13 protein-coding genes are annotated in these 13,157 nt (G+C 72.6%); 5 read left to right on the top strand and 8 right to left on the bottom strand.

All coding sequences use genetic code 11. The annotated features are described in order from the left end of the window. The first annotated feature begins 37 nt into the window (after positions 1–37). On the top strand, positions 38–1,237 hold the full coding sequence (locus AC2D9U_RS02345) for a hydantoinase/carbamoylase family amidase (RefSeq protein ID WP_484746033.1): 1,200 nt from the start codon (positions 38–40) through the stop codon (positions 1,235–1,237). A 121-nt stretch (positions 1,238–1,358) separates the two neighbouring features. Further along, positions 1,359–2,504: a calcium-binding protein gene (locus AC2D9U_RS02340; protein WP_484746031.1), complete on the top strand. Its 1,146-nt coding sequence runs from the start codon at positions 1,359–1,361 to the stop codon at positions 2,502–2,504. A 65-nt stretch (positions 2,505–2,569) separates the two neighbouring features. Here the strand turns inward: AC2D9U_RS02340 and AC2D9U_RS02335 are convergent, their stop codons facing one another. Continuing rightward, complete coding sequence (locus AC2D9U_RS02335) at positions 2,570–3,295, bottom strand: anti-sigma factor family protein (RefSeq protein ID WP_484746028.1); 726 nt, start codon at positions 3,293–3,295, stop codon at positions 2,570–2,572. Positions 3,296–3,298: 3 nt separating this feature from the next. Further along, positions 3,299–3,844: an RNA polymerase sigma factor gene (locus AC2D9U_RS02330; protein WP_484746026.1), complete on the bottom strand. Its 546-nt coding sequence runs from the start codon at positions 3,842–3,844 to the stop codon at positions 3,299–3,301. 129 nt (positions 3,845–3,973) lie between these two features. Between AC2D9U_RS02330 and AC2D9U_RS02325 the strand changes: the two genes are divergently transcribed. Continuing rightward, positions 3,974–5,326 (top strand): S8 family serine peptidase, encoded by a 1,353-nt coding sequence (locus tag AC2D9U_RS02325; protein WP_484746023.1) that lies wholly within the window; start codon positions 3,974–3,976, stop codon positions 5,324–5,326. A gap of 23 nt (positions 5,327–5,349) precedes the next feature. Here the strand turns inward: AC2D9U_RS02325 and AC2D9U_RS02320 are convergent, their stop codons facing one another. Further along, positions 5,350–6,147: an LOG family protein gene (locus AC2D9U_RS02320; RefSeq protein WP_484746020.1), complete on the bottom strand. Its 798-nt coding sequence runs from the start codon at positions 6,145–6,147 to the stop codon at positions 5,350–5,352. A 97-nt stretch (positions 6,148–6,244) separates the two neighbouring features. Here AC2D9U_RS02320 and AC2D9U_RS02315 point away from each other — a divergent pair, with 97 nt between their 5' ends. Next, positions 6,245–7,864, top strand: coding sequence for an MBL fold metallo-hydrolase RNA specificity domain-containing protein (locus AC2D9U_RS02315; RefSeq protein ID WP_484746019.1), 1,620 nt, complete (start codon positions 6,245–6,247; stop codon positions 7,862–7,864). 10 nt (positions 7,865–7,874) lie between these two features. Here AC2D9U_RS02315 and AC2D9U_RS02310 read toward each other — a convergent pair whose 3' ends face one another. The 5 genes from AC2D9U_RS02310 to AC2D9U_RS02290 form a co-directional block, all read right to left on the bottom strand. Next, positions 7,875–8,765, bottom strand: a complete 891-nt coding sequence (locus tag AC2D9U_RS02310) for an alpha/beta hydrolase (protein WP_484746018.1) — start codon at positions 8,763–8,765, stop codon at positions 7,875–7,877. Further along, complete coding sequence (locus tag AC2D9U_RS02305) at positions 8,762–9,724, bottom strand: D-2-hydroxyacid dehydrogenase family protein (RefSeq protein ID WP_484746016.1); 963 nt, start codon at positions 9,722–9,724, stop codon at positions 8,762–8,764. The genes AC2D9U_RS02310 and AC2D9U_RS02305 overlap by 4 nt, the downstream gene beginning before the upstream one ends. Positions 9,725–9,794: 70 nt before the next feature. Continuing rightward, positions 9,795–10,631, bottom strand: coding sequence for a hypothetical protein (locus tag AC2D9U_RS02300; RefSeq protein ID WP_484746014.1), 837 nt, complete (start codon positions 10,629–10,631; stop codon positions 9,795–9,797). A 77-nt stretch (positions 10,632–10,708) separates the two neighbouring features. Continuing rightward, positions 10,709–11,149, bottom strand: coding sequence for an acyl-CoA thioesterase (locus tag AC2D9U_RS02295; RefSeq protein WP_484746012.1), 441 nt, complete (start codon positions 11,147–11,149; stop codon positions 10,709–10,711). After that, positions 11,146–12,048: an ABC transporter substrate-binding protein gene (locus tag AC2D9U_RS02290; protein ID WP_484746011.1), complete on the bottom strand. Its 903-nt coding sequence runs from the start codon at positions 12,046–12,048 to the stop codon at positions 11,146–11,148. Before AC2D9U_RS02290 ends, AC2D9U_RS02295 begins: the two co-directional genes overlap by 4 nt. Positions 12,049–12,117: 69 nt before the next feature. Here AC2D9U_RS02290 and AC2D9U_RS02285 point away from each other — a divergent pair, with 69 nt between their 5' ends. Next, positions 12,118–13,074: a Bug family tripartite tricarboxylate transporter substrate binding protein gene (locus AC2D9U_RS02285; RefSeq protein ID WP_484746010.1), complete on the top strand. Its 957-nt coding sequence runs from the start codon at positions 12,118–12,120 to the stop codon at positions 13,072–13,074. The last annotated feature ends 83 nt before the right edge of the window (positions 13,075–13,157 follow it).

The following is a 13,157-nucleotide window of genomic DNA, read 5'->3' as shown; positions in this document are numbered from 1 at the left end:
CGCAGCATGGCGGCGACCACCATCCGAGAGCCTTGCCATGCCGCATGTGGACACTGCCCGATTCCTCGCCGACCTGCACGAGCTGCGCGGCATCGGCACCTTCCGCACCGGCGTGCACCGCCCGACCTACTCGCCCCAGGACATGGAAAGCCGCCGCTGGCTGATGGCGAAGATGCAGCAGATCGGCCTGGAGCCGGCGATGGATGGCATCGGCAACGTCATCGGCCGCCATCCTGGCCCAGGGCCGAAGCTGCTGGTGGGCAGCCATATCGAGAGCCAGAACGAGGCCGGTTGGCTGGATGGTGCGCTCGGCGTGGTGGCGGGCCTCGCGCTCGCGCGTGCCGGGCTGCCGGTGGATGTCGCCGCCTGGGCCGATGAGGAAGGCCATTATGGCGGCTTCATCGGCTCGCGCAGCTTCATCGGCGAACTGCCCGAGGCCGAGATCGACACGCTTTCCAACCGCTACCACGGCAAGCCGCTGCGCCAGGCGCTGCGCGAGGCGGGGCTCGAGGGCCTGCCGCGCATCCAGATGGAGCCAGGACGGCACAAGGGCTTTCTGGAGATGCATATCGAGCAAGGCACGCAGCTCGAGAGCGCGGATCTCCAGGTCGGCGTGGTCACCGGCATCGTCGCGATCCGGCAATGGAAGCTGGTCTTCACCGGCATGCAGGATCACGCCGGCGGCACCACCATGGCCGAGCGGCGCGATGCGGGGCTCTCCGCCGTGCGGCTGCTCGCCGAGATCGACCGGCAGTTTCCGCTGGTCTGCGGTCCGCGCAGCACCTGGACCACCGGGCGCATCACGCTCGACCCCGGGGCGAACTCCATCATCCCCGGCCGCGCGGAGGTGATGTTCCAGCTGCGCGACATCGACGAGGGCGTGATCGCGCGCATGGAGGCCTGCCTGCGCGCCCTGGTGCAGGAGAGCAACCGGCGCGAGAAATGCCCCTGCGTGCTCGAACCCGTCAGCCTCTCCACCCCCGCGCTCTGCGACGCGGCGATGCAGCAGGCGCTGGCCGATGCGGCGCAGGCGCTGGCACCCGGCAAGTGGCAACGCATGCCCAGCGGGGCGGGGCATGACGCGCAGTATCTCGCGCGCAGGATGCCGGCCGCGATGCTCTTCACCCCCTCCATCGGCGGCATCAGCCACCATTGGTCCGAGGACACGAAGGAGGAAGACCTGGCGCTCTGCGTGCAGGTGCTGGCCGAGGGCGCGGGGCGCTTCCTCGCCGGCTGATCACGCCCGTGTCAGGCCGGGAATAGACGCCGCGCCGCCGCGTTGTGGCTGCGATCGGAAGGGCAGGGTGCCGATGAACGGCCCTGCTCCCCGGCGCAACGACAAGGCGGAGAAGACAGAAATGAGCGCGACGCTTGGCAACAACCGCATCATCGGCACGCAGCTGGCCGATGTGATCGACGGTCTCGATGGCGATGACTTCATCCAGGGCCTCGGCGGGGCCGATCTGCTCTTCGGGGGCAAGGGGCTCGACACGCTGTTCGGCGATGCCGGCGCCGATACGCTCGATGGCGGGGAGGATGACGATGTCCTGTCGGGCGGCCTGGGCAACGACCTGCTGCTGGGTGGTGTGGGCAACGACCTGCTCGAGGGCAATGACGGCGACGATGTGCTGATCGCCGATACCGGGCAGGACACGCTGCTGGGCGGCCTCGGCAACGACATCCTCGAGGGCGGGGACGAGGCCGACCAGCTCCTTGGCGAGGCCGGCAACGACGTGCTGCGCGGCGACAATGGCGATGACCTGCTGCTCGGCGGCGCGGGGGCGGACAGCCTCTTCGGCGGCGCCGACAAGGATGTGCTGCGCGGCGAGGCCGGCAACGACGTGCTCTTCGGCGAGGACGGCGAGGATCTGATCGAGGGCGGACTCGGCCGCGACCTCATCGATGGCGGCGCGGATGGCGACACGCTCTCGGGTGGCGATGCGGCCGATACGGTCTCGGGCGGTGAGGGCGATGACATCGTCAATGGCGATGCCGGCAACGACATCGTCAACGGCAATGAGGGCGCGGACCGGCTGTTCGGCGATGCCGGCGCCGACACGCTGGATGGCGGGCAGGATGATGACGACCTGCGCGGCGGCCTGGGCAATGACCTGCTGCTGGGCGGTGACGGCAGCGACAGCCTGCGCGGCGAGGCGGGCGTGGACCGCCTGACCGGCGGGGCGGACCAGGACTTCTTCATCTTCGGCAACCGCGCGGCGGATCGTGACATCGTCACGGATTTCACCAGCGGCGAGGATTTCCTGGCGATCGACGCGCGGCTCTTCGGCGGCGGGCTGCGTGCGGGCAACTCGCTCGATACGGCCCAGGTGGTGAATGGCATCGCCCCGGTCGCGACCCAGGCGGGGCTGGGCACCTTCCTGTTCAACACCACGACCGGCGCGCTGTCCTGGGATGCCGATGGCGCGGGCGGGGCGGCGGCGGTGCAGATCGCAACGCTGCTCGGCGTCGCGCAGCTCAGCGATTCGGATTTCACGCTGTTCTGAGCATCCTGCCCGGATGGGCTGGGGGCGGCCGGTTCATCGAACCGGCCGCCTTTCGGCGTTCCGGCCTACCGCCAGCCGCGCCGGAGCAGCGCGGCTTCGGCCGCCTCATCCAGCGGCGCCGCGGCCCCCAGGCGCTCCAGCGCCGCGGCCAGCACGGGGTGGTCGGGCGAGGCCGGGCGCATGGCAGCGGCGTTCTCGATCCGCACCGAGGCGCGCAGCACCCAGCCCTCCGTTCCGCGGCAGGCGATGCCGAGCGTCGCACCCTCCGGCGCTTCCAGCAGGAAGTCGCGGCAGGCGCCGCCGGCCACGGGATGCGTCGCGAGGGGCTGCACCGATGCGCCCCCCCGGCTGCGCCGGCTGCCGGAGGGCGTGCTCTCCAGCGTCTCGGCCAGCAGGGTGCGCGCGCCCGCGAAGGGATCGACGATGGCGTTGCGCGGCGGGGCCTCGCGCCCGACCAGATAGCCGAGCGGCGCGGCGAGCAGCGCGGCGACCGAGGCCGCCAGCAGCGGCCGTGCGGCGCGGCCCGGCCGCGGCGCGCCGCGGTCATTCGCCGGCTGCATCGCGGCATCGGCGGCCAGCACCGCCTGCACCAGCCGCTCCGGCACGGGGGCATCCAGCACGGGGGCGAAGCTGGCCGCCACGCGTTCCCGTGTTTCCAGGAACAGCGCGAAGCGCGCGGCGAGGTCGGGGCTCGCCTCGATCCGCGCAAGCAGCGCCTCGCTTGCCTCGGCGGAGAGTTCGCCATCGGCGAGGCGCATCAGCATCAGATCGTCTTCATCTTCCTGGGCCATGGCCTAGGCGCCTCCTTCGCCGGATACCGCTGCCGCCGTCAGGCCGAGGGCCTGGCCGAGGGCGCGCCGGGCGCGAAACAAACGGCTCATCACCGTGCCAAGCGGAATCTCCAGCATCTCGGCGGCTTCGACATAGCCCAGGCCTTCGACGCAGACCGCGACCAGGACGGCATGCTGCTCCTCCGGCAGGGTCTGCATCGCGGCCCAGACGCGCTCCAGGGTGAGGCTCGCCTCGGTGATCCGCCGGCCATCCGTGCCCACCAGCGCGGCCAGCACCTCGGGCTCGCTGCTGGCGGGGCCGCGGCGGGCGCGGGCGCGGCGCTGGTCGATCCAGATGTTCTGCATGATGCGGAACATCCAGCTGTCCATGCGCGTGCCGGGGGTGAAGCGCTCGGGCGCGCGCAGCGCGCGTTCGCAGGCGGCCTGCACCAGGTCGTCCGCCGCGTCGAGCGAGCCGGTGAGGCCGGCGCCGAAACGGCGCAGCCGCGGCAGCAGCGCCACGAGTTCCTGCGCGAAAGGGGTGGGCGCCTTGCCATCCGGGCCTGTCATCCTCAGTGTTCCAGAACCATATCGACTGGGCCGCGCCTCTATTCCCGGAGGGCCAGCATAGCCCATTCGCACGGCGGCGCACGCCCCGGCGCGCGGGCCCGCCGACACCCCGAGAGCGGAGACTGATCCATGCGCCTGTCAGGAGGGGCGAGATGGCTGGTGGTGCTGGGCGTGCTGGCGCTGCTCGGCGGATCGCCGGGCCTGGCGGATGACGATGATGGCGGCGGCGGCGCGGCCGGTGGCGGCGCGGCCGGCGGCGGTGGCGGTGGCGGTGGCGGTGGGGGCGATGGGCCGGATGGCCAGGCACGCATGCCCCTCGGCGGGGCCCCGCCCTCCGGCCGCGTGTTGCAGGATCTGCGCAGCTTCCTCGGTGCCTTCGCTCCCGGCGCGGCCGCGCCCCCGGCCCCACCGCCCGCGCCCGTGGCCGCCGCACCCGCCCCCGCGCCGCGCCCGGCCCAGCCGCCCGCCCGGCCCGATTCCGTGCCGCGCGAACTCGCCATCATCGGGCTGGACGACGCGGCCCTGGCGCGGCTGCAGGCCGCCGGCTTCACGGTGATCGAGGAAGCCCCGGCCGGCTTCCTGCCCGGGCGCGTCGCCCGGCTCGGCCTGCCCACCGGGCTGAGCGCCGCCGCGGCGCGGGAGCGCGCGCGCGCCCTCGCACCGGCGGCGCGGGTCGATCTCAACCACCTCTACCGGCCCGGCCAGGCGGGCCCAGGGGCGGTGCCGGCCACGCCCCTGCCGGCGGCGATCATCTGTCCGGCCGCGCGCATCGGCATGATCGACACCGGGGTGGATCCCGCCACCCCGGCCCTGGCCGGCCTGCCGATCGAGCGCCTGACCCGGCGCGGGGCGGGCCGCGCGCCGTCCTCCCCCACCCATGGCACGGCGGTGGCGGCGCTGCTGGCCGCGCAGCTTGGCCCGGCGCCGATCCTGGCCATCGATGCCTTCCACCGCACGCCCGATGGCGATGCGGCGGACGCCTTCGACCTCGCCGCCGCGCTCGGGCTGATGCTGCAGCACCAGGTGGCGGTGGTGAATCTCTCCTTCGCCGGCCCGGCCAATGAGGTCCTGGCCCTGGCGACGGAGCGCGCGGCGGCGGCGGGGCTCCTGCTGGCCGCGGCGGCGGGCAATGAGGGCCAGGCCAGCCCGCCGCGCTACCCGGCCGCCTACCCCTGGGTCATCGCCGTGACGGCGGTGGACCGGGAGCGCCGGCCCTTCATCCGCGCCGGTCGGGGCAGCCACCTGGCCTTCGCCGCCCCTGGCGTCGGCCTGCCTGCCCCGGCCGGGCGCGGCACGCTGAGCGGGACCTCCTATGCCGTGCCCTTCGTCGCCGCGGCCTTCGCCCAGGCGATGGTATCGCTGGATGCCGCCACCGCGACTCAGCGGCTGGCGCGCGCGGCGCTCGACCTCGGCGCGCCGGGGCGCGATCCGGTCTACGGGCATGGGCTGGTGCGCCCGCTACCGGGCTGCGGCGCGGGCTGATCCAGGCGCCGGGGCGGCATGTTTCATGGCGGCGTCGGCGTGCCGGGCGCCTGGGCGTGATCGCTGCCGAGCGCCACGCCCGCCTGCTCCAGCAGCGCCCAGGCGCCCTCCGCATCTTCCGCGAAGCGCAGCAGGTCGAGATCCTGGCCCGTGACCATGCCGTTCTCGACCAGCACCTCCCAGCGGATGAGGCTGCGCCAATAGGCCTCGTCCACCAGCACGATCGGCACCACGCCCATCCGGCCGGACTGGCGCAGGGTCAGGATCTCGAACAATTCGTCGAGCGTGCCGAAGCCGCCGGGAAAGACCACCAGCGCGCGGGCGCGCATCGCCAGGTGCAACTTGCGGATGGCGAAGTAGTGGAACTGGAAGGTCAGCGCCGGGGTGGTGTAGCGGTTGGGCGACTGCTCGGCCGGCAGGCGGATGTTGAAGCCGATGGCGGGTGCGCCGGCGTCATGCGCGCCGCGGCTCGCCGCCTCCATGATCCCCGGGCCGCCGCCGGTGGCGATCACATTGTCGCGCACGCCTGCCACGGGCCGCAGCGCGCCGCCGCGCTCGGCGGCGATACGCCCGAAGCGCCGGGCCTGCGCATACCAGGCGGCATGGCGGCCCGGCCCGTCTTCCCGTACCTGGGCGCTGCCGAACACCACGATGGTCGAGCGGATGCCCGCAGCGCGCAGCGCCTCATCCGCCTTGGCGCATTCCACCTGCAGCCGCACGCCGCGCATCGCGGGGCTGAGCAGGAACTCGCGGTCGAGCATCGCGAGGCGATAGCTCGGCAGATCGCGCGCTGGCTGGTTCCGGGCTGGCCGCTTCGACATCGGTCGCTCCTGCGATGCCGCTTCTCCGACCTCTCGCGGCGGGCCTATGCTGCGCCCAAGCCGGGAGGGAAGAAACAGCCGGCGTGGAGGAAGCGTGATGGCCATCACCCTGCGGGTCTGCGGCGCGGCGCAGGTCGTCACCGGATCCTGCCTGGTGTTCGAGACGCCGGACGCGCGCTTCGCCGTGGATTGCGGCATGTTCCAGGGGCCGAAATCGCTCAAGGCCTTGAACTATGAGCCGCTCGCCTTCGATCCCAAGCGGCTTGATGCCGTGCTGCTGACCCATGCGCATATCGACCATAGCGGGCTGCTGCCGCGCCTGCCGGGGATGGGCTTCCGCGGACGCATCCACGCCACGCCCGCTACGGTCGATCTGTGTTCCTGCATGTTGCCCGATGCGGGGCACATCCAGGAGCATGAGGTGGAGATCCTGAACCGCCGCAACCGCAACCGCGGGCGCGCGCCGGTGCAGCCGATCTACACGGCCGAGGATGCCGAGCGCACGCTCGCCCTCTTCGCGCCCGTGGAATACGGAGCCTGGTTTTCGCCCGTGCCCGGCGTGCAGGCGCGCTACTGGAATGCCGGACACATGCTGGGCTCGGCCTCGATCGAACTGGTCTTCGACCTGCCGGAAGGGTCGATGCGCGTGGTCGTCTCCGGCGATATCGGGCCGGATGACGGCACGATGCAGCACCGCGCCGAGGCCCCCGAGGGCGGGGTGGACCATATCATTATCGAATCGACCTATGGCGATGAGGATCGCCCGGCCATCACCCCCAAGGCCCGGCGTGCGGCGCTGGGGGCGCTGGTGCGCGCGGCGCATGCCCAGGGTGGTGCGCTGCTCATCCCGACCTTCGCCGTCGAGCGGGCGCAGGAAGTGATGCTGGACCTCGTGCACATGATGAACGCGCATGAGGTGCCGATTGCGCCGATCTTCCTCGACAGCCCCTTGGCCACGCGCGCCAGCCGCGTCTTCCAGCATCATGCCCAGACGCTGGAGGATGGGCGGGCGCTGCGCGCGGCGCTCACCTCGCCCCGCCTGCGCTACGTGGCCGATGGCGAGGAAAGCCAGCGCATCACGCGCCAGGAAGGCTTCCACATCCTGCTCGCTGGCAGCGGCATGTGCGAGGCCGGGCGCATCCGTGCGCATCTCAAGGCGCGGTTGTGCGACCCGCGCGTGATCGTGGCGCTGGTCGGCTTCCAGGCTGCCGGCACGCTCGGGCGGCTGTTGCAGGATGGGGCGAGTGAGGTCCGCATCCAGGGCGACACCTATCGCGTCGGCGCGCGCATCGCGCGGATCGAGGGCTACTCCGCCCATGCCGACGGGCCGGAGCTGGAGCGCTGGGTTGCCGCGCGCGGCAAGCTGGCCGGTGGCGTCTTTCTCGTGCATGGCGAGCCCGAGGCGATCGAGGGGCTCGCGGCGCGCCTGACTGGCACGGGGCAACTCGCCAAGGAGGCGGTGATCCGCCCGATGATGGATGAGGCCTTCGCGCTGGAGCCAGGCCGGCTGCCCACACGCCTGCCGGCCGCCGGCGGCGCGCGGCGTCGCGCCACGCCCGAGGGGCTCGGCCAGCCCGATTGGCACAACAAGCGCGCGGCGCTGCTGCTGGAGCTGGAGAAGGCGCTGGACCAGGCGGGCGATGAAGCCGCCCGCCTTGCCTTGCTGGAGAAGCTGCGCCGGGCGGTGCGGGACCAGCACAGCCTTCCGGCGCGGTAGCGGGCGCGGCTCAGTCCAGCAGCGTCGCGGCAGCCCGCAAAAGGCTGCCGCCGGGCTGGCGCAGCGCCTCGAGGATGCGGAAATGATCCGCGCCGGGGATCGGCAGCAGAGGGCCGGGTGCGTGCGCGGCGCTGCGCAGCGCATGGAAATCACGGCTCTGGCGGACGAGTTCCGGCAGCTCCGTGCTGCCATAGGCGATGGCCAGCGGCTTCATCACCACAGGCCGGCGCTGGGGCGAGAGGTCGGCGACCTCCGCCTCGGTCAGCTTGAGCGCGGCGTTGAGATAGGTCTCGCGGATCGGCGCGAGCTCGAAGATGCCGCTGATGGCGAGCCCGGCGCTGACCGCCGGATGCTCCAGCGCCAGCGCCGTCAGATGCCCGCCCGCCGACCAGCCCGAGGCCACCAGCGGCCCCGCGATGCCATGCGCCGCGCCCTGCGCCGAGAGCCAATCGAGCGCCGCATGGACCTGCCAGGCGATGGTGGTCAGCGAGGCCTCGGGCGCCAGGGTGTAGCCATGGCAGGCGAAGCTCCACCCCATGGCGAGGGCGCCTTCGGCAAGGTGCGCAAAATCCTCGCGCCGGTTGCGCTGCCAATAGCCGCCATGGATGAACACCAGGCAGGGCGCGGCCGGGTCGCGGCCGGGGAAGAGGTCCCATTTCTCCCGCGCGCCGGGGCCGAAGGGCAGGTCGAGATGCGCCGGATGCGCCGCGCGGAAGGCCGAGGCGGCGGCATCGCGCGCGGCGATCAGCGCCGGGCTGTCGGCCACGGCTTCGGCATTGTTGTAGGCGGCGTCGCGCTCCGCCTGCGTGGCGCCCGCCCAGAAAGCCGGCAGATGGCCGTTTGTTGGCGGCCGATTCACGTCTTCGCGCCCTTCGGCGCTGCGGCGATCGGACGCGCTCATGGTGCCAGCACGCGGATCGGCTTGCCGGCCAGATAGGCCTCGATCGCCTCGACCGCGCCCTGGAAATAGGCGGCGTAGTTCTGCACCGAGACATAGCCCAGATGCGGCGTCAGCACCGTGTTGGGGCAGGCGAGCAGCGGGTGGTGGGGCGGCAGCGGCTCCTCGTCGAAGACGTCGAGCCCCGCGCCGCCGATCCGCCGCTCCGTCAGGGCGGCCACCAGCGCCGCCTGGTCGATCAGCGGCCCGCGTGAGGTGTTGATGATCACCGCGCTCTTCTTCATCGCCGCCAGCTCGGCCGCGCCGACGATGCCGCGCGAGCGGTCGGAGAGCACCATGTGCAGCGAGATCACGTCCGACTGCGCGAACAACTCCGCCTTCTCGACCCGCGTCGCACCCACCGCGGCGGCGGCCTCGGGGGTCAGGTTCCGGCTCCAGGCGATGACCTTCATGCCGAAGGCCTGACCCACCCTGGCGACGCGCGTGCCGAGCTTGCCCAGGCCAACGATGCCAAGTGTCAGCCCCTCCACCGAGGTGCCGACATGGGTCTGCCAGCCGCCGGCGCGCAGGTTGGCCTGCTGCGCCGGCAGGTCGCGCAGCAGGTTCAGGATCAGCCCCCAGGTGATGTCCACCGTCGGCGCACCCACGCTCGGCGTGCCGCAGACGGTGATGCCCTGCGCCTGTGCGGCCGCGACGTCCATGGCGCGGTTCTTCTCGCCCGTGGTCATCAGGAGTTTCAGATTTGGCAGGCGCTGGAGCAGCGCGGCGGGGAAGGGGGTGCGCTCGCGCATCGCCAGGATCGCGTCGAAGGGCAGCAGGCGCGCGACCAGCGCCTCCTGGTCCTTCAGCGTGTCGTGGAAGACGGTGATGTCGAGGCTGCCGGGCAGTCGCGCCCAGGGGCCCATGCCGCGCGCCACATCCTGGTAGTCGTCCAGGATCGCCAGTCGCGAAAGTGTGGTCATGTCGCTTGCTCCGCCCGAGATTGCCCGGGCGGGAATGCGGCCGGTGCGCGCGCGCGTCAACCGCGCGGCGTCAGGCCACGCACAGATCCCAGCGCTGGGTGCGGGCCGGGCGGATCGGCAGCATCCCGGCCTCGGCCTCGGCCGGCGCGCCATCGGGGCCGAGCAGCCGTGCCTCGGCCGGGCGGAACAGGTCCGGGCGCGTGGTGGCCGCACTCCCATCGAGGTCGGTTGGCAGCGCGCCGAGGAAATCGGCGGCCAGCGCCGCAGCGAGGCGCGGCATGGGCAGGTGCAGCGCGAAGCTGCGCGTGACCGGCGGCGGGGCCGGGGTGTCGAGACCCGGTGCCTCGCCCGGCAGCCACAGCGCGAAGCCGCCATCGGGCGCCGTCCAGGTGACGATGCGCGCCGGGCGGCCTTCCAGCACCGACATCACGGTGATCATGCCCAGGCCGATGCCGTGCCCGGCCGCATCGCGCAGCGTGCCGATCACCGCCGTCATGCCGGCGGGGATGGCGCGGCCCGGGGCGGGGCGGAGCAGCACGGTGGGGCGCGGCAGCGGCGCGGGCGGCGGCGCCGCCATGGTCGGTCGCGCCGGCAGGCGCGGGGGGATGGTGAGGCTGAGGGCGAGCGGCAGGAAGCGGCGCTCCGGATCGGTCAGCAGCACGCGGCGCGGCCCGGGCGGCAGGTCCTGGATGCGCAGCAGGCCGCTCTGGCCTTCCTGCTCGATGCGGGCGGCGAGGCTGCCCTGCACCTGCACGCGCAGCCCCTGCACGGGCGGCAGCGCGCCGGGATGGCCTTCCGCGACGTAGCGCAGCGGGCGGATCTGAAGGATGGGCTCGGGCAAGGCAGGGGTCGCGTTGCGCGGGGTGACCCAGGCGATGCGCTGCGTCCCGGTGACCGGCATGTTCATCTTCCCGCCCTCGACTCAATTCCCCTGGGACTGAGTCTAATCAGGCGAAGCAGCCGATTGCAACGAAAGGTTGTGTATCAACTTTCCCGGAGCAAGGTGGTTGCGGCATCGCGCAGCGTGGCCGGCAAGGGTGTGGGGCGGCGCTGCGTCGCGCGGTCCACATAGACATGCACGAAATGACCCTCGGCGCTGACCTGTTCCTCGGCGCCGCGGAAGATGCCGATGCCGTAGCGGACGGAGGTATTGCCCACGCGCTCCACCCGCAGCCCGGCGGTGACCTCGTCGGGGAAGGCGATCGGGGCGTGGAAGCGGCATTGCGTCTCCACCACCACGCCGATCACCGGGCTGTCCACCAGGTTGATCGACCCGGTGCCCAGCAGGAAGCGCGCGACGACCGTGTCGAAGTAGGAATAGTAGGTCACGTTGTTGACGTGGCCGTAGATGTCGTTGTCCATCCAGCGTGTCGGGATGGTGAGGAAGAAGCCGTAATCGGCGCGCGTGGGCAGGCGCTTGCTCATGCCAGCGCCTCTTCCACGATCGCCTCGTCCACGCAGGCGGCGAAGCCGGGCGCGCGGGCGATGGCGCCGGCGTTCAGCATGGCGGCCTGCAGCGTGTCGAAGGCCGCGCGCGGGAAGCGCGGGTTCGTGCTCCACAGGCCGAGCGCGAGGTAGCGCGCGATCCCGGCCTCGAGCAGCGCGCGGTCCAGCCCCTCGAACCAGGGCGCGACGGTGGCGGCGATCTCGGCCGGCCTGGCCGCGTGCAGCCAGGCCTGCATCGCGGCGATGCCGCGGATCATGCCGAGCATGGCCGGACGATGCGCGGCAAGCGCGGCCCGCGTGGCGTAGAAGGCGGTGTAGGAGGTCGGCCCGCGCTGCGCCTGGGCGTGCCACACGGCGCCGCCCGCGGCCTCGATCTGGCTCGCCACCGGTTCGAAGACCTGCGCCACCTCGATATCGCCGCGCTGCAGGGCGGCGGCGTTCTCCGCCATGCCGCGCCCGGTCACCGCGTTGATGGCGCCGACATCGACGCCGGCGCGGGCGAGGTCGAGCTGCAGGCACCACCAGGGCGTGGGCACCTCGCTGACCACGCCGAGGCGCCGGCCGGCCAGATCCGCGAGTTGGAAGTCGGGATTGGGGGTGGCACCCATCAGCAGGAAGGGGTCGCGCATCACCACCGCGCCGAAGCTCACCAGCGGGCTGGCGCTGTCCTTCGCGTGATCGCGGATGACGCGCATCGGCCCGCTCCAGGCGAGTTCCGCCGCGCCCGAGAGCAGGTTCGCCACCGCGCGATCCGGCTCGCCCACGGTGATCAGCTTCACCGCGACGCCGGCGCGCGCGAAGTCGCCGCGTGCCAGCGCCGCGTAGAAGGGCGTGTAGAACAGGGCCCGGAAGGGCTCCTGCAGGGTGATGGCGTGCACGCGTGGCCTCTCGCTCTGTTGCCCGCGATGGGACACTATCGGGCGCAACGGGAGAAGAGGGGCTTCGGAATGGCTGTTTCGCGTCGTGTGTTGTTGGCCGCGCTGGCGGCACCGGCGGTGGCGCGCGCGCAGGCGGCGCGGCCGCTGCGCGTGGTCGTGCCCTTTGGCGTGGGCGGGCTCACCGATGTCGTGGCGCGTATCCTGGCGGATGGCATGTCGCCGCTGCTCGGCCGGCCGATGGTGATCGAGAATCTCGGCGGGGCGGGCAGCACCATCGGCGCGGCGGTGGCGGCGCGCGCCGCACCCGATGGCAACACCATCATGGTGGGCTCGGTGGGGCACGCGGCGATGAAGGCGCTCTACGCCAACTTCGCCTTCGACCCGATCGAGAGCTTCGCCCCCGTCGCGCTGCCCACGCGCCAGCCCTTCGCGGTGGTGGTGCATCCTTCCGTCCCGGCGACCGACATCCCCTCCTTCCTCGCCTGGCTGCGGAGCAAGAATGGCGAGGCGAATTTCGGCACGGCCGGCATCGGCGCCACCAGCCATCTCTCGGCCGAGCTGCTGCGCAAGCTCGCGGGCGTGTCCTTCACCGTCGTGCCCTATCGCACCACGCCGCAGGGGGTGGCGGACCTCACGGCCGGGCGGGTGGACTTCATGATCGACAGCCAGACCCTGGTCGGCCCGCTGATGGCCGACAACCGCGTGCGCGGCCTTGCGGTGACGACCGCCGTGCGCTCGACCATGCTGCCGCAGCTGCCCACGCTGGCCGAGGCCGGGGTGCCCGGCTACGAGAGCTCGGCCTGGAACGGCGTCTACGCGCCGGCCGGCACGCCGGAGGCCGCGATCCGCCCGATCTCCCAGGCCGTGGCGGCGGCGGTGCGCGACCCGGCGACGCGCCAGCGCCTGGTGGCGGCCGGGGTGGACATCTACGAGGACACCTCGCCCGAGGCGCTGGCCGCGCATCTGCGCGTGGAGGTGGCGAAGTGGGGTGACCTGGTGCGCAGCCTCAACATCCGCGGCGGTTAGGGAATCGGCGGAAGTGATTGAAGCGGCCCGATTCGCACTTCGCAGATCGGGCCAAGTTCGGCCCCCAAGCGCCTCATATGTGT

This window comes from Roseomonas sp. TF40 (assembly GCF_057219975.1).
Note: the sequence above shows the minus strand (reverse complement) of the source record. Positions and strands in the feature narration are given on the sequence as shown.

What these genes read in the sequence shown, in the direction of transcription:
- AC2D9U_RS02345 (WP_484746033.1), top strand. Translation starts at nt 38, where the DNA reads ATGCCGCATGTGGACACTGCCCGATTCCTCGCCGACCTGCACGAGCTG.
- AC2D9U_RS02340 (WP_484746031.1), top strand. Translation starts at nt 1,359, where the DNA reads ATGAGCGCGACGCTTGGCAACAACCGCATCATCGGCACGCAGCTGGCC.
- AC2D9U_RS02335 (WP_484746028.1), bottom strand. Translation starts at nt 3,295, where the DNA reads ATGGCCCAGGAAGATGAAGACGATCTGATGCTGATGCGCCTCGCCGAT.
- AC2D9U_RS02330 (WP_484746026.1), bottom strand. Translation starts at nt 3,844, where the DNA reads ATGACAGGCCCGGATGGCAAGGCGCCCACCCCTTTCGCGCAGGAACTC.
- AC2D9U_RS02325 (WP_484746023.1), top strand. Translation starts at nt 3,974, where the DNA reads ATGCGCCTGTCAGGAGGGGCGAGATGGCTGGTGGTGCTGGGCGTGCTG.
- AC2D9U_RS02320 (WP_484746020.1), bottom strand. Translation starts at nt 6,147, where the DNA reads ATGTCGAAGCGGCCAGCCCGGAACCAGCCAGCGCGCGATCTGCCGAGC.
- AC2D9U_RS02315 (WP_484746019.1), top strand. Translation starts at nt 6,245, where the DNA reads ATGGCCATCACCCTGCGGGTCTGCGGCGCGGCGCAGGTCGTCACCGGA.
- AC2D9U_RS02310 (WP_484746018.1), bottom strand. Translation starts at nt 8,765, where the DNA reads ATGAGCGCGTCCGATCGCCGCAGCGCCGAAGGGCGCGAAGACGTGAAT.
- AC2D9U_RS02305 (WP_484746016.1), bottom strand. Translation starts at nt 9,724, where the DNA reads ATGACCACACTTTCGCGACTGGCGATCCTGGACGACTACCAGGATGTG.
- AC2D9U_RS02300 (WP_484746014.1), bottom strand. Translation starts at nt 10,631, where the DNA reads ATGAACATGCCGGTCACCGGGACGCAGCGCATCGCCTGGGTCACCCCG.
- AC2D9U_RS02295 (WP_484746012.1), bottom strand. Translation starts at nt 11,149, where the DNA reads ATGAGCAAGCGCCTGCCCACGCGCGCCGATTACGGCTTCTTCCTCACC.
- AC2D9U_RS02285 (WP_484746010.1), top strand. Translation starts at nt 12,118, where the DNA reads ATGGCTGTTTCGCGTCGTGTGTTGTTGGCCGCGCTGGCGGCACCGGCG.